At 54.5% G+C, this 15,564-nt stretch carries 15 protein-coding genes and 1 pseudogene; 10 read left to right on the top strand and 6 right to left on the bottom strand.

What is annotated here, in order from left to right; all coding sequences use genetic code 11:
* Positions 1-620: 620 nt before the first annotated feature.
* From ACZZ0G_RS15675 to ACZZ0G_RS15665, 3 genes are all read left to right on the top strand, one after another.
* Complete coding sequence (locus tag ACZZ0G_RS15675) at positions 621-950, top strand: hypothetical protein (RefSeq protein ID WP_463556743.1); 330 nt, start codon at positions 621-623, stop codon at positions 948-950.
* 82 nt (positions 951-1,032) lie between these two features.
* The gene (gene radC, locus ACZZ0G_RS15670; RefSeq protein WP_463556742.1) at positions 1,033-1,530 is read left to right on the top strand and encodes a RadC family protein; all 498 of its coding nucleotides are present in this window, start codon (positions 1,033-1,035) and stop codon (positions 1,528-1,530) included.
* Between the two features lie 10 nt (positions 1,531-1,540).
* Positions 1,541-1,726: a hypothetical protein gene (locus ACZZ0G_RS15665; RefSeq protein WP_463556741.1), complete on the top strand. Its 186-nt coding sequence runs from the start codon at positions 1,541-1,543 to the stop codon at positions 1,724-1,726.
* A 496-nt stretch (positions 1,727-2,222) separates the two neighbouring features.
* Here the strand turns inward: ACZZ0G_RS15665 and ACZZ0G_RS15660 are convergent, their stop codons facing one another.
* From ACZZ0G_RS15660 to ACZZ0G_RS15650, 3 genes are read right to left on the bottom strand one after another with little or no spacing between them, the layout of a single operon-like run.
* Positions 2,223-4,301 (bottom strand): DUF262 domain-containing protein, encoded by a 2,079-nt coding sequence (locus ACZZ0G_RS15660; RefSeq protein WP_463556740.1) that lies wholly within the window; start codon positions 4,299-4,301, stop codon positions 2,223-2,225.
* Entirely contained in the window at positions 4,291-5,790 is a 1,500-nt protein-coding gene (locus ACZZ0G_RS15655; RefSeq protein WP_463556739.1) for a DUF262 domain-containing protein, read from the bottom strand. The genes ACZZ0G_RS15660 and ACZZ0G_RS15655 overlap by 11 nt, the downstream gene beginning before the upstream one ends.
* 17 nt (positions 5,791-5,807) lie before the next feature.
* Entirely contained in the window at positions 5,808-6,551 is a 744-nt protein-coding gene (locus ACZZ0G_RS15650; protein WP_108118930.1) for a hypothetical protein, read from the bottom strand.
* Between the two features lie 683 nt (positions 6,552-7,234).
* On the opposite strand from ACZZ0G_RS15650, the gene ACZZ0G_RS15645 reads away from it, so the two are divergent.
* From ACZZ0G_RS15645 to radC (ACZZ0G_RS15625), 5 genes are all read left to right on the top strand, one after another.
* Complete coding sequence (locus tag ACZZ0G_RS15645) at positions 7,235-7,564, top strand: hypothetical protein (RefSeq protein WP_108118931.1); 330 nt, start codon at positions 7,235-7,237, stop codon at positions 7,562-7,564.
* A 69-nt stretch (positions 7,565-7,633) separates the two neighbouring features.
* A complete protein-coding gene (locus ACZZ0G_RS15640) occupies positions 7,634-8,602 on the top strand; it encodes a DUF932 domain-containing protein (protein WP_463556738.1) in 969 nt (322 codons plus the stop codon).
* Between the two features lie 81 nt (positions 8,603-8,683).
* Complete coding sequence (locus ACZZ0G_RS15635) at positions 8,684-9,688, top strand: YqaJ viral recombinase family nuclease (protein WP_463556737.1); 1,005 nt, start codon at positions 8,684-8,686, stop codon at positions 9,686-9,688.
* Positions 9,689-9,795: 107 nt separating this feature from the next.
* A complete protein-coding gene (locus tag ACZZ0G_RS15630) occupies positions 9,796-10,716 on the top strand; it encodes a recombination directionality factor (protein WP_463556736.1) in 921 nt (306 codons plus the stop codon).
* Positions 10,717-10,764: 48 nt separating this feature from the next.
* Positions 10,765-11,262 (top strand): RadC family protein, encoded by a 498-nt coding sequence (gene radC / locus ACZZ0G_RS15625; protein WP_459732060.1) that lies wholly within the window; start codon positions 10,765-10,767, stop codon positions 11,260-11,262.
* 101 nt (positions 11,263-11,363) lie between these two features.
* On the opposite strand, the gene ACZZ0G_RS15620 is transcribed toward radC (ACZZ0G_RS15625), so the two are convergent.
* Entirely contained in the window at positions 11,364-12,020 is a 657-nt protein-coding gene (locus ACZZ0G_RS15620; protein ID WP_463556735.1) for an inovirus Gp2 family protein, read from the bottom strand.
* 358 nt (positions 12,021-12,378) lie between these two features.
* Positions 12,379-12,579 (bottom strand): helix-turn-helix transcriptional regulator, encoded by a 201-nt coding sequence (locus tag ACZZ0G_RS15615; RefSeq protein ID WP_463556734.1) that lies wholly within the window; start codon positions 12,577-12,579, stop codon positions 12,379-12,381.
* Positions 12,580-13,192: 613 nt separating this feature from the next.
* Between ACZZ0G_RS15615 and ACZZ0G_RS15610 the strand changes: the two genes are divergently transcribed.
* Positions 13,193-13,750, top strand: coding sequence for a hypothetical protein (locus ACZZ0G_RS15610; protein ID WP_463556733.1), 558 nt, complete (start codon positions 13,193-13,195; stop codon positions 13,748-13,750).
* Positions 13,751-14,151: 401 nt separating this feature from the next.
* Positions 14,152-14,337: a hypothetical protein gene (locus ACZZ0G_RS15605; RefSeq protein WP_463556732.1), complete on the top strand. Its 186-nt coding sequence runs from the start codon at positions 14,152-14,154 to the stop codon at positions 14,335-14,337.
* 125 nt (positions 14,338-14,462) lie between these two features.
* Here ACZZ0G_RS15605 and ACZZ0G_RS15600 read toward each other — a convergent pair.
* Positions 14,463-15,505: pseudogene (locus ACZZ0G_RS15600) on the bottom strand (DMT family transporter).
* Between the last annotated feature and the right edge of the window lie 59 nt (positions 15,506-15,564).

The raw sequence follows: 15,564 nt of genomic DNA, 5'->3' as shown, positions 1-15,564 counted from the left end.
TGGGACACCGGCCCCGCGTCATATCAAACCAGCATCTTACTTCATAAGTGTCTCAGGTGGGCTGATGGTCTTGATTGGATAGTGGCGATCAGCGAACACCTAGCCGGGAAGGCTAACGTGGTTATGAGCTAGAGGCTCTGCGAGCCAACCTGATTGACTACGTAACAGATCAGCAAGGTGCCTTCGCCGTATGCTTACCGATCTGGTGCATGAAGGACCAGCTATGGAAGGCGCTGCCGTGTAGGCGCTAACGCCGAATAGACCCATATGCCGGTGGAACGCTGGTCTTTCCTTAATCCCATAAGTCCGCATCAAACATGCGCTCTCAAGAACTCAAGCTGGTTCAAAGATATCTCGGTAACTGGGTCAATTTTGTACCGGCACCGACTACCACAAACACAACCTGTAGGCTGCTGCCGCGATAAATAGCCCCTGCGAGGCCCGCGGCAGGGCTCAACGTCGGCCAATAACAATACCGTTGGTGATTCGGCACTTCGTTGGCTCAATGCCATTCCAATGGTTAGTCGCACAACAGCCGTACAAAGGCCACAAAGAAACTCGAATCAAAATATTTTCAGCCCTATATCACCGACATGACAATCACTCCATGGAGCCACCCCATGTCATTGCAGTGTCCCCTTTGTAACTCCCAAAAAATTGCTTCAATCAGAACCGCCATGAAAGCTGGCGCCGCCATCGGCACCATTGGCGGCGCAGCTCGCGGCGCAAGCGCTGCGTTGGCTGGCGGCCGGTTTGGTGCCGCTGTGGGCGCTATTGCCGGACCGATAGGCATCAGCCTCAGCACAATTTCTGGCGCGGTCCTCGGCGGCCTTGTTGGTGGCGTAGGTGGATGTACGTTTGGCGCTCAGCTTGGCGAAAAGCTGGATCGTTATGTCTTAGCAAACAATCTCTGCCTCATCTGCGGTCATCACTTCAACTTAGCTGCCTGACTCAAAACCTACCGACCTTTTTCCGAACAGTGCTGCACGTTGCGCAGCGCTTATACCGCATGAGCCCAAAGGGATTTTCCGCATGAAATATCACAAGCTCAAAGCCGATGAAACGACCGGAACCTATGTCATGGAATCACCAGTCACCGAGGCCGATATTCTGCAGATGGCTCAACAACTAGCGATGAGTCGACTCTCTAAAGGCAGGACACTGACTGATCCGAAGCAGGTTTTCAACCACCTGCAAACGCTACTGCAATATCACGAGCACGAAGTTTTTGCTTTGCTACTGCTCGATACTAAACACCGGGTAATCAGCTTTCGGGAGCTATTTAGAGGTACGCTGGACGGTGCTAGCGTGTACCCACGGGAAGTGCTCAAGATTGCCCTAGAGCACAATGCCGCAGCCGTGATCTTGGTACACAACCATCCATCCGGTGACCCCGAGCCCAGTCAAGCTGATCGCTCACTGACCTGCACGCTCAGAGACGCGCTGAATCTGATAGGGGTACGAACACTGGACCACATCATCGTTGGGAGTAGCGGCTGTACATCACTCGCTGAACAGGGCTACCTGTGAGGAGGCGAGCATGAAGCAAATGCTACAGATCTTTGCAGCCATGTTCATGTTCGCTGGCATTCTGGCGGGATGCATCACAGCGACACTACTGTTGATTCTCATGGTGCGCTTTCCGCTACTGCTGATTGCAGTAGTACTGACCTGTTGGATTTTCAGTCGTCTACGGAGCACTGCGAAAAATACGAAACATACCTGAATGATCAGGAGCATCAACCAACGTCGGGCGCCAGCAGGTGACCGACGTTGGTTGATGGGCATACTTTTTTTGGCCGGCCTATTGCAACTGTAAGACTGCTGGACTGAAAGCGTTCAGGGTACATCCCGAACTTCATCATTAACGGCGATGGATAGTACGTCCGGCCAACTCACCGTCTAAACATCAGTTGGTCAACCAGCTCGGGCGCTATGGGTCAGACGATCTCAAGAGGGCCAGGCACCACCTGAGGCTCAAGATCAAACAGCTCGAGTGCAGGCAGGGCTATTTCATCGAAGGCGATGCAAAGAAGTTTGCAATTTTCACCCTGCTCATCCTACACGATTGGCAACATGCTCTCCCAGGGTAACTGGCAAGCACTGTTCTCAACGTCGTTCGATAGCCCCATCTCTACGCAGATCGTGACCATTGCGATGGCTTTTCTGTTCACGATCTCGTCCGGCGCCATTGCTGCCGGGGCTATCACCAATCGTGACGCTTATCGGATAGAGCTGATCGAGCTGATCGAGCTGGCGTCAGCGTCACGCCAGTCGAGGTTGAAACCTCTTTGGTAATGGCGTCGCAGGGCCGCCAGCATTGACGTCTGGTGAGCATCGACCGAGGCATCTCCCCACTCATCTTTCGAATAGATCAAGTCCATTTTCAAGGAGTCAGGCCGCTTCTCGAGCGCCCGCTTGTTAAGGAATCGCTGGCGCTTTTCGTTGTAGGGCAGATTGCCGTACTCCGAGTTGATACTGCGCGAGACAAGCGCGAGATTGCCAAAGCGGTCCAGCCAATCCTTCGAGACCTTGTTGGTGTCGGTCGCTTGTGGAGACTGCGGCGAAATATGCTCTACCGAGTTCTTTGCGGTGAAACGGAAATTGCCCCATAACTCATGGTCACGTTGCTGTTCATGCCAGAGCACGAAGTCCAGCTTGTAGAACCAGTAATGCGCAAAATCGACGCCGAGGCTCCGCGGCAGCACATCCTCGAACTGGAGTGAAGATGCGGTGCGCCAGGGATCGTCCATGAACGAGCGGGTACGCGCGACAAGCGGTTTGTTGGTGACATCCCCCAGCAACTGGTTATCTAGATGACACAGAAAGCCGTAATAACGCTCCACCTCACCGCCATCACCACGCACGGTGTGCGCATGCTTGTGGATGAAGTAGAGAAATGGCGTCAGCCAGTAATGAGTCGTGATTTCCTGCGAGTGATACAGCATGCTCTGCAGCAACGACAGGCCCTGATGCAGGGAATTGTCACGACTGCGATTGATGTAACGCTTGTCATCACTGGCAGAAATCGAGGTATGGCAAATCTGGTGGATCTCCTCATCGCCTTGATCGACCCACTTGATGACGTACTCATCCCACAGCACGCGCATACGCCAGAGCAGATCGATGAATCCCTGCGCCCTCACCGTACGCTGCATTGACTCCGTCGGCACCAGCAAGTGCGCCTCGAACAAAGCGAGCAACTGGCGATCTAGCACGCGGGGCAGATCCGCCAGCCCTTGCTCCTTCAACCAAATGCGCAACACATGAAGCAAGAAGAGCGGAAAGCCGATAATGCTTCGCGCCCAGGGCGCTTCCCCATCATCCACGGCGAAGGCTGTAGGATCCGTGCCGATATCGGTAAGCTCGCCGTCAACGATAGCTTGCAAGGTCAGTCGTTCGTCGCCTTCCGCTTGCGCGACGTCAACCTTTCGGCTCAGCAGCCCGTGCACGGCGCCTGCATGCAGCAATTGTCCCTTGTTATAGAGATCACCCAGCCGATGCGCCTCGAGCTGGGTTTCCAGGCAAAGATTGCGCTCGACAAAGCCACTCATGTCGGCACAGGCATTCCACAATGCCGCGTAGCGGGAACGGCTTTCTGCAGGGATGTCGCGCAGCAGCCTAGCCTTGAGAATCTCGTGGTGCTGTAGCTGGATGCCACGATTATTGATGACTTCGAACAGCTTGTTCAAGTCCATGCCTTCGGGCACCTGTGTGAGCACCAGCGAGACGTTGCGATAAACAAAGCCGGCCAGCGCCTTGAGATATTCATCATCCACAGGCCCGCCGTCCGCACGTTTGTAGGTCTGCGCGAAGGAGGCCATCAATTGCTGAGCCTCTCTCATGCTCTGGGTGTCTATGGCCTCGCTGGTCGTCGCTCTACCTCCCGGCATCATGCTGACAAGGAAGTCATTCACCTGCTCTCGGATCGAGAAGTGCAGGCGCGGAATCGCACCGCCCTTCAGAACAACTCTGCTGAAGTCCCCCATCACCTGGCTCCATACCGCCACCGTGCTGAGCATCCACAGCGTGGTGAATCGCTGCTGCCCGTCGATCAGGTCGAAGCGGCGCACGCCCTGATCGCGGTCTTCATCGGCGGTTTTCTCCACCAACAGCGTGCCACCCAGGAAAAACTGCGTGTCGCGTCGATCGAAGGCATTGGCCATGTCGGTCAGCAGCGTCTTGATCTGGTCATCACCCCACACGTACAAGCGCTGGTAGATCGGCACATTGAAGCACCAGGCGGCGTCTTGCTTGTTGACCAACTGTTCCAGAGTGCAGAGGCTGGAATCAATTTTCATGGCGACCTTCCTGGAAAGCCTTCAGGAATGCCTCGAGCCATTGCGATTTCCCCGCAAGGCTGCGGTATTCAGAACCCGCTTGCCCCCGATAGAACTCCAGGACAGCCCTTTTGTATCGCCCCTGCACACCATTCCCCACTTCAATCGTTTCATTGGCATACAACGACGCCACGGCCTGTTGCCATTGCTGCAGAAAATCCAGCACCTGTTTCGTGTGGTAACTCTGTGCAATCACATCCAGCAGGTTCAGCTCGGCCAGCCTGAAAAAGTTGGCGGCGGTCTCCTGTTTGACCTGTTTTTTCTCTAGACGAATCGCGCCCAGCAGAAACTCCAGGCGCAGGGCAAACGCAGTCAGTTGCTCAACTTCGAACTGATCCACGTACACCAAGCTGCAGAGCATAAAGATCTCGCGCAGATACTCCTGGTTGTTGCGCAGCAGCTGTCGATAGATAACGCGAAACGAATTCACGTGCCTGCATGGCTCAGGATCGTTCATCAGCCTTTGTAGCAGCTCGGCGTACTTATCTGCGTAGAGAAAGAATCCCACACCCTCATGAATGGGCTGGCGCAGCGCCATCGGCAAGTTCGCGGGGTTGTGGCTGATACGCAGTTGACTGCCCTGCAGTACGTACTCGCCGTCGCCCGCCAGCGTCAGCGCAGTCGCCAGCCGATTGTGCCGGGTGGCGTAGAGCGGCACGCTATCGATACGACTGCGGCTGTCTACAACGTGGGGCCAGGTGTCGCGCTGGAACTCGGCCAGTAGCGCCTCGTGCCTGCCCGCAGGCGTTTGCGATCCACGCCAACGCCGCGCACGCCAGAGAAAACGATTGAATAGGTTGGGTGCGAAATCCTGACCTGGAGAAAGTATCGCGGGGTGGCGTTGCAGTGACTCCCAACGCTCAGCGCAATGCTGCTGCAGAGCTGTCTTGAGCCTGCCCTCACCATCTGCATGATCGATTGCACGCAGGTGATAAGCCTTGAGCAGGTCGGTGGCCTCTAGGCGCACTCCGCGGTTGTTCTGGGTATCGAAAAAGGTGAAGGCAAGATCGGTGCTGTCCACTTCGATCACCGTCAGACAAAGTTTTTCGATGACCTCCCGTGCAATCGGCTCTAGATGCTTCAACGCCTGCAATCCTTTAGAGATATGCCGCGCGGATTGCCCCGAATAGCTGAGCGCCTGGCCCGCTGGCAGCATGCCGGTAGCGCGGTGGTACAACAGCGACAACGCTGTGACGCGTTGCTGACCATCGATGATGAACCGCCTCGACTGGTGTGCATCGCGATGCAGCAACACCACCCCCATGTAGTAAGGCAGGGTGTTGTCCGCCTGCTCTGCAAATTCTGCGAGGTCACTGGCCAGTTGCATCAATTTGTCCGGGCCCCAGACGAAGCCGCGCTGATAGCTGTCCAGTGCCAATGGCCAGTCACTTGCCTTCAGCAAATCGGCGAATGACAGGGTGCTGACCCGAACAAGAGATTCCTGCGTCATGGATCGAGCTCCCCTGCTCAGCTCTCCTCCCAGCGTTTACGCAACGTCCTGATCCGGGCATCACCCCGCAGCGCACGCCGATCTGGCCCACATAGTGCGACTGACCCTTCCGGCAACCCAAAGACTTCTTCGATCGCTGCCCGAATGCTGCTTACCTTCGCATCCGAACGTGCGGCACGATACCGCGCCGCCTTCCGGCTGGCAGTGACAACGGCCAGGTCTTCGTCCTGCTCGTCCGAAGAATCCAGCTCCTCGACATCCCAGACCTCGTCCTCCTCATCCTCCTCGATAGGCTCGGCATCGTCACTGCCCTCTTCGGCCTCTTCGGCTTCAGCTGTCAGGTCTGCCAGACTCTGGCCGTGGGAATACCAGGTGCAGGCGTCCTCTTGCTCCCATACCAAACCATCCTCAACATGGAACGTGCGCAGGGCTGCAGAAGACGAAATGTAATCACTAAACCGCGACTTCACCGTCGACAACTGCTCAAAGCCGACGCCCAAGGCAAGCAGAACTTTCTTGGGACCTGCAACCAACAAGAATTCAGACCAGCACGGCTCGTGGAAATTGACGCTAACAGAACCGTACATGTAGAGGGTCGCCCGCAGTGATGCGTCCTGTTCGGCCAACCGGGTCAGTACCTGCATCACGGTGCGGTAGATGCTGAAGCCAGCATTCTCGATGGACTGCGAATCAACCTCGACGGTGGGCAGCGGGGACCCACTATTGACGAACGCGAGCTCCGATACCGATTTCTTGATCATTGCATTCATTCCTTGAACAGGTCTTGGGCGGGCACATCGCCGTTTGCGGCAAAGTAATGAGCTGGTTTGCAAATCCTTTCGACCGAGTGTGATGAGGTCACGCCCGATAATGGCAAGGGGATGGCTAATTGCGCAGATGGTGCCGGGATACTGCAGTGGCAGCAAGCCCCAAAATCATACCGGGTCGCTCCCCCGACAGATCATTGCCACCGGCCGACACTATCAGCGTCGACACTGTCAGTACCACCTGCCTCAAGAAAGCCCTCCATGCCTACCCGAGCGGCGGAGAGCGTGTAGTTATCGTCATAGACCGTGCAATACCGTGCGAAATTAGTCACAGGCCTGCTGACCGGCTCGTTGTCGGTAACGTCACCGTCGCGCCGGGCTATGTAAAAGTGCTCGATTCTCTTGACCGAGTGACTGAGCTCGGACACGCGGATTTTGGTGAATTCATTTAGCTAGCGCGTCAGCAACGCGCACTCGATTTCCAGCTCCCGGTCCCCCTGTAACACCTGGAACATCTCGACTTTCTGCCTGATTTCAACTCATTGCTGCTTGAAATCCCAATCAAAAAAATTTCAAACCTATATCACCTCTGTGAACGCCCACCGCATCGACTGCGGTAGGGATTTGGAGTGCCTGCTTTTTAGCTCAGCACGCTCATCACTTGAGAGGACCTGCGTATGTATACCCCTTGCCCAAGCTGTAACTCTGGACGCGTCGTCACAAAAAATATCGGTAAGCAAACAGGTGGATTAATTGGTGCGGCAGGCGGTGCCGCCAGTGGTGCCGCCGGCGCCCTGTCAGGTGCAGAAGCCGGCGCGGTGCTGGGAGTAATCGGCGGCCCCGTCGGCATCGCAGTGGGCGGTATTGCCGGTGCCCTACTCGGTGGTCTGTTTGGCGGCGTCGCCGGTGGTCTCGCCGGCGCGACGATTGGCGAAAAGATTGATGACAAGGTTCTGGACAACTACCAATGCGTGGAGTGCGGTCATCGCTTTAGCGTAAGGCGTTAAGTCGTTATGAACCGGCGGCGTTTTCGCAGAAACGCTGCCTTTATCGATTATTTGCCAGGAATCATTCCTATGGCTCATCTTGTTGAAAAAATGGCTTACGTTGGCGCCACGCCTTGGCATGGCCTGGGCAGTCGCCTCTCCCCCAAACAACCCCTCGAAGTCTGGCAACATGAAGCGGGTATGGACTGGAAGATCCAGGACAGCCCAGTGCATTTCAAATCTGAGAACATCGGTGCTCTTGGATCGATTCACTCTTTCCCTGAACAGAAGGTGCTGTATCGCTCTGACACCAAGACTCCACTGTCAGTGGTTTCCAACCGCTACCAGGTTGTGCAGCCCCGTGAAGTGCTGGAGTTTTACCGGGATCTGACTGAGGTCTCGGGCTACGAACTGGAAACAGCAGGAGTGCTCAAAGGCGGTCGCAAGTTCTGGGCTCTGGCCCGTACTGGCCAATCCACTGCTTTGAAAGGCAACGATCAGATCAATGGCTACCTACTGCTGGCCACCTCCTGTGACGGCACCTTGGCTACCACCGCAACACCCACCACGGTGCGAGTGGTCTGCAATAACACGTTGACCATCGCTCTGGATGGTACGGCCCGGGCAATCAAAGTGCCGCACAACACCCGCTTTGATCCGCAAGCGGTGAAGAAGCAGCTAGGTATCGCCGTCTCGCAATGGGACGACTTCATGCACCGCATGCGAATGCTGTCTGAACGCAAGGTTCAATGGCATGAGGCCTTGGGGTTTTTCATGAACGTATTGTGTGATGCCAGCCCCAACAGTCCACTACCAGCAGTACTTCCTAACGAGCGGGCGCTGCGCAAGGTGCAGAGCCTGTATGAAGGTCAGGGGCGTGGCGCCACACTGGTGTCGGCTCAAGGAACCGCCTGGGGCTTGCTCAATGCTGTGACCGAATACGTTGCTCACGAGCGGCGTGCCCGAAGTACCGAATACCGCATGGACTCGGCCTGGTTTGGCCAAGGTGCTGCCCTCAAACAACGCGCCCTGCAGGCCGCACTGCAACTCGCCGCCTAGCCCCACTCACTTACTCAATCATTAAAGCGCCTGGTCAGCTTCTGCTGGCCGGGCGTTTTTTATGCCGCACAGGAAAACATCATGGGCACACAAACTCTGCAACAACCCAGCAGCAAACCCCGTCCTGCCTTACGTCTGGTGGGGACTAAACAACTGCCGCGCGAGGACTGGTTGGCCGTGCGCAAACAAGGTATCGGCAGCTCGGATGCCGCCGCTGCTGTGGGCCTAAATCCTTACAAATCCCAGCTGGAGCTGTGGCTGGAGAAAACCGGGCGTGATAGCTCCCTGCCCAAGATCGATCCACAGGATGAAGAGAGCCCTGCTTATTGGGGCAATATCCTGGAGCCGATTGTCGCAACACATTACACCCGGCGCAGTGGTCACCGGGTGCGCCGGGTCAATGCGGTGCTGCAGCATCCTGATCCCAAACTGCCCTGGATGTTGGCCAACATCGACCGTGAGGTGATCGGCGCCTCAGACGTGCAGATTCTCGAATGCAAAACCGCCGGCATAAACGGCGCACGCCTCTGGAAAGAGGGGGTGCCTGAGTATGTGCAGTTGCAAGTCATGCACCAGCTCGCCGTCACCGGCAAGCAGGCCGCTGATGTGGCGGTATTGCTCGGCGGTCAGCACTTGGAGATCCATCGCATTGAACGCGACGAGTCACTGATTGCTCGACTGGTCGACTTGGAGCGACTGTTCTGGGATTACGTGGTCAGTGATACCCCGCCGCCGGTTGACGGATCTGCCTCAGCGGAACAAGCGTTGCGCTGTCTGTATCCACAGGACAGTGGGCAGAGTGTGGACTTCAGCCAGGACATGCGGCTCTGTACGACCTTTACCGCATTGCAGAAAGTGCGCGAGTCAATTGCACAGCAGGAGAAGCTGGAAGTTCAACTCAAGCAAACATTACAACAGGCCATGGGCGATGCCAGTCGGGCGACCTTTGCCAGCGGCTGCATTACTTGGAAGAAAGCCAAAGACAGCATGGCCCTGGATATCCCCCGCCTACTGAACGAAATGCCCTATCTGCAAGTGCGCTACTCGACCATCAAAACCGGCAGTCGGCGTTTTCTGCTGGCCTGAACGTTTGTTCGCTCCTCGCTTATTCCCATGCCCTTTCTCTCCAACGCCCACCCTGGCCGTTTACGCGGACTCGGTGGCGTATTTATTTCAGATGCAGGAGAACTCCCATGCTCAAAGGTCTGGCTATCACCCCGCCCGTGCTCGGGCGCATTTCCATCGGCAAGGTCGTCGAGAAAAACGGCAAGCGTCTGCCGGAGAAAGATGATCAGTTCACCCTCACCTCTCAGGTACAGAATCGCGACGGCTGGTTACTGCATCCCCTTAACGAAGAACTGCGCAATGGCCAGGACGGCAAGCTGCGCAGTATTCCGATTCGGCTGCTGTTCAACGAGCCGGATCTGAACTTTCGAGCTGACTACAACCTGTTCGACCGAACTACAGGACGACCGCTGTGCGTCGGCAATGGTAAGACCTGCAAGCGTTTGACCAAGGACGGCATCCAATCGTTGCCCTGCCCTTCATCCGATGGCTGTTCACTGGCTCAAGGTAATGCCTGCAAGCCTTACGGACGGCTGAACGTGGTGATTGGTGACGATGATCCACTGGGCAGCTTTGTCTTTCGTACCACCGGCTTTAACAGCATCCGCACCCTGGCAGCACGCCTGCATTACCTGCAAGCCATCTCAGGCAATCGTCTGGCCTGTCTACCCCTGGATCTGCGTCTACGTGGAAAGTCCACTCGGCAGAGCCACGGCACACCAATCTTCTACGTCGACATCACGGTACGCAGTGGGCTGAGCCTAGAAGACGCCTTGCTGGAAGCCAAGCAATTGGAGGAAACCCGACAAGCTTCAGGCTTTGACCAGAGCACCTTGGATCACGCGGCCCGGCTGGGCTTTAACAATGGGGCCTTTGAGGACAGCGAGGAGGACACCGGTGCCGTCGTCGAGGAGTTCTTTCCCGTCCTGGAAGATCAGCCCAACCCTGTAGAGCCCCAAACCCAACTGGCAGCGCCTGCCAAATCCTCACTCGCCCAAAAGCTGGAGTCGCAAGCCACGCGGCAAGAAGACAGGACTTCGGCTCAGTAACCCCTTATCAAACTCTTCTGCGTTCTCCCTACGCTCAGGAATACCCGCATGAAATATCACAAGCTGATAGCCGGTGAAACAACCGGCACCTATGTCATGGAGTCCCCGGTTACCGAGGCTGACATCCTGCAAATGGCGCAACAACTGGCAATGAGTCGTCTTTCTAAAGGCCGGGCATTGACTGAGCCAAAGCAGGTTTTTAGTCACCTGCAAACACTGCTGCAGTACCACGAGTACGAAGTCTTTGCGCTACTACTGCTCGACAGCAAACACCGTGTTATTGCCTTCAGGGAGCTATTCAGGGGCACGCTGGATGGTGCCAGCGTGTACCCGCGAGAAGTGGTCAAGATTGCGTTGGAGCACAATGCGGCAGCGGTGATTCTGGTACATAACCATCCATCCGGCGATCCTGAACCCAGCCAGGCCGATCGCACGCTAACCCTGGCGCTCAAGAACGCCCTCAGCATGATTGGCACCCAGACGCTGGATCACATTGTTGTAGGTCATGAAGGCTGCGTATCGCTGGCTGAACGAGGTTACCTTTAATTCCTATGCTCACACCGTCCGATGGACTGCCCTTGGCGTTGCCAGGGTAGTCATCGGCAAGGTGCCCTTTTTTATTTTTTTGTCGTGATTCTGCGTTGTGCTCAGCTTCTACTGCATCCGAAACCATGGGAACCATCCCCAAAAACCTTCGTGCTCGACTTACACAGATAGCTCGCACGACGGAAGAAGGCGGCCTGTCCGGCTATCTCGTCGCGATACAAGTGATAGTAAGGATTTTGTGGAATCTCGACCAACCCCCTGACAGCCTCTACTGACAACCCTAAAGCACTTGCCCAGGCTCCTTCCAAACGATTGAACATGTTGTCTCTGCCTGATTCGAGCTTACCCAGTGCATTGAAGGCATCGTAGTTCAGCAAGATCGCAAAGTGATGATGTGGCCGCCCGTGCTGCCCTTGCTCCCTGGCCCAGACGTAACGAACCTTGGTGTCGTGTGTATACTTATTCACAAGTTTCGCCATTTGGCGATTGTGCTTGATCTTGGCTTTAAAGGATTCGATGAAACGGTCAACAACCTCGTTCGTGAAAGCGTAATCGGGCAATTGAATGTTAGCTGGTAGCCGTAGGTCAAACCTGAGTGCAAATACACGAGGGTACTGATTAAGCGCTCGAGATACCGTCTGATGAAGACGGTTTAGGTACTCTTGAATAAAAGGCCCCTTATCCACTTGCACGGCCAAGCCTTGATAAGAGCCTTCGTAAAGAAGGGTTAAGTTCGTGTTACCTGGATGTCTAGCCATGATGGAGCTCCGAGTATTGAGTTTCATATAGTCAGGACCCCAAGTACATTTTTACCTTATATCTAAGAATGCGGAGCACAATATTGCTCAGCTTAGAGAGACCACCTCCCCTCCAATACACCCCCTACACTTAACTAATAAAGATAAGCCAACCCCATAACAGAGATGCTTTATAAGCATATTACCAATACCGAAAAACTCTGACGGCACCACACTAAATAAAACACCCACAAACCCTGTTAAAACGCAACATTACAGAGACCACAATCACTCTGGAAAAACACCATCAAGGAACTTATCCTTGATGGTGTTAACTGAACTTAGCCAATCAAGCTTCAAAGCCAACCACAGCAGAACCTCAACTATTCCTACTCACCAATTGATCCCGCTCTTTAACTTTATCCAGAATCCAATCATGAACTTCACTTTCCAGCCAACCTACGCAACGGTCCCCCAAGGGAATAGGCTTTGGAAACAAGTCGCCCGAAATAAACTTGTAAATCGTAGATCTAGCAAGGCCAGTGAGATCCATGACCTCTTTCAATCGAATTATCCTCATGAACGCAGCTCCTGTATTCGTCCAGAGGATTGGCAAGCCCAGTAGAAATTAACGTGCTACCGACTTTACCTCTCATACAGGGGGAGGAGCCTGGCGAGGCAACCGTGGCAGTAAAGCGCACCAAATGTAACCAGACGCAAACGCTACCTGTAAAACGAAGCGACCCCATCTCGCCAGATCGCTGCCACAAACAGGTATCTCCCCAGTAAAGGCTGATAACAGACAACATCCTATCTACTAGAGATCATCTTGATTGACACGTAAAAATGGTAGAGTACACCTAGTTTTTTACTTGAATCGCGCTAGAAGGACCCTACAGTGGCACTACACCTAGAAGACGATCTTTCCCAGATTCTCGGCGAAACGGAATACAAAAACCGCCACGACATATGGCTGTGGTACACACTTGTATTCTTCGAAACTACATTTAACCCAAATGACTACTTCGATACTGGCATGAGAGACAAAATGGCCAGATATCTAAAAACTAGGCCATGGAGAGTCGGCGAATTACTGAAAGAAAGATGCAAACAACTAGTCCACAAAAAAAGAAATTGAATGGATAACAGAAGACCGTCGTGCAACAGAATGGATTACAAGAGAAATTCAAATTTTGACCGAACACAGCCAACTCAATTACTACTTTGACCTCACAGAAAAAGATCTCCCTATAGCGATCCTCGACGTATGGCAAAAAGATATAACTCAGAAAACAAAATTACTAAGAGATCTTGAACAAAGATGGAAAAGCCACCAAACAAACGACAAAGTGTATGCTTGGTTTAAAGACGACGACCAGAAAAGCCAATTCGCTTGGGACTGGCTAACAAAGAACTCCTTCGCCGCCACACTTGGATCAACCCCCTTCGAAACATTCGAAGACATCTTGATTTTTTTTGACAAAACGAATTATTCACGAGAACAAAAAGAACTTTATATAGGAAAAATAAAAAAAGGATGGACCCAACGAAAATACAGGGAAAATCTAAAAGGAAAAGCTCAGTACAACTTCGTTCTTTCAGACAAGGCAATTGAAAGCCTCGAAAAGTTGGCAAGCCGCTATGAAGTTAGCCGAGCAAGACTCTTAGAAATATTGATAGAAATGGAAGCAGAAAAGAATGACCACATACCTGAAAGAATCAGAACATCACAACTACTAAAAATCTCATAACTAAAAAACAGTACCCCACCTTCTTGGGCTCGCCCGTAACCGAGTGGCTCACCGAGGCAGCGCAATGGTGTGCTGGAGGTTGGGAGACCGGCGAGGTACAGCTTTCCCACTTGCTCAAAGTTTGGCGACGCTTACAGCGGGCGGGAAAAAGCGAGACTCCGCTACACCAGTCTCGCAAACAACTGATCTCAGCGCGAAGCATATGAGGAGGCCGCGCGCCTGTTTTACGTGGGTGTGACCCGCGCCAAGGCGCAGGTACATTTAGCGTTCGATAGGGTCGAGTCCCCCTTTATCACCACAATCCGAACGGCGACCTGAATGCGCTGACGATCTTCTGAACCTGGGGCGCACATACGCGACAGCAATAAGGCACGTGCTGACTCGCCAGAGCGAGTGAAGGTATGAACAAGCACCAGCAAGTGCTATCAGAAGCCGTTGGTCGCGCTCAAAAGCGAGAACCGAAGTACAGCGAATCGAGCTCTGGTCGACGTAAAGACGGGAATCTAAGAAGATTCGCGGATGGTATTCCAAAAGGTATTCCAACAAAAAGCTTAACCGAAAATAATCTATTAAAATCAATATCTTAAAGAATCTGTTCAGATTACCCCGGCCCACCAACTCTCAACGACAAAGCCCGCCAAGTGCGGGCTTTGTCGCATCTGGCCATCCCATCCTGCCCCCACCGCAAAAAACCAATCTCTCCCCACACACCTCAATGCTCATGCCGATGATGCACAACCGGAAAATGCGCATGGCTATGCCGCATCGGCTTATGCACATGCGGATGGCTGTGCGGCTCCGTTCCATCCCATCCAAACCCGTGCGTATGCTGGTGATGCTCGTCGTGTGTGTGTGGCGATGTTCATGCTCGAGCAGTTCGTGCTGATGCTCATGAATATGATTCTCCATCAGGTGAATCCATACCCCCACGGCCATCAACGCTGCAGCGAGCAGGAACATCAGCGATACCGACTCGCCCAGCAGCAGAATCGAGATCGCTGCGCCCAGAAACGGCGCGGTGGAAAAGTACGCGCCGGTGCGCGCACTGCCGAGCCCGCGCAGGGCGAGAACGAACATCACCAGGCTGACGCCGTAGCCGAGAAACCCGACCAGCAGGATGGGTACCAGCGAGTCGGCTGCGGGCAGTTGTTTGCCGATGAACAAGGCCAGGCCGCAGTTGACCACTCCCGCCACAAGACCTTTGCTGCCCGCGATAAACAGTGCATCCGAGGCAGACACCTTACGCGTCAGGTTGTTGTCGATGGCCCAGCAAAAGCAGGCGAACGCGACGGCCAACGGCCCTGTCCAGTCCTGCGTCGACACGGCCTCTTGTGGCCACGACAGTACGACACCGCCAGCCACGATGGCGAGCATGCCGATCACGATTCGCCGATCGGCATTTTCCTTGAACACGACCCAGGCCAGCAGTGCCGTGAGCACTGATTCCAGGTTGAGCATCAGTGACGCGCTCGCGCCGGACGTTCTGCTCAAACCGAACATCAACGCCACCGGTGCCAGCACGCCGCCGAAGACGATGGCGCCGATCAGCCACGGCCATTCGCCGGTGCCGAGTCCAGAACGCTGCCGGCCTCGATCGCGGGCGAAACGCAGAACGGTCAAACCCAGCCCGCTGCCCAGATAGAGCAACCCGGCCAATAGAATCGGTGAAATCTCTACCCCCAACAGCTTGGCGAGTGGCGTACTGGCACCAAACAGCGCTGCCGCAATCAACGCGTAGAGCACGCTCACATTCATGACGGGATCACTCGCTCGGGCTGATGGAATGCCGGTGATGATCATGGCAGAACTCAGGT

Source organism: Pseudomonas sp. AC169 (genome assembly GCF_979258515.1).
This window is presented reverse-complemented; position numbering and strand designations above follow the sequence as displayed.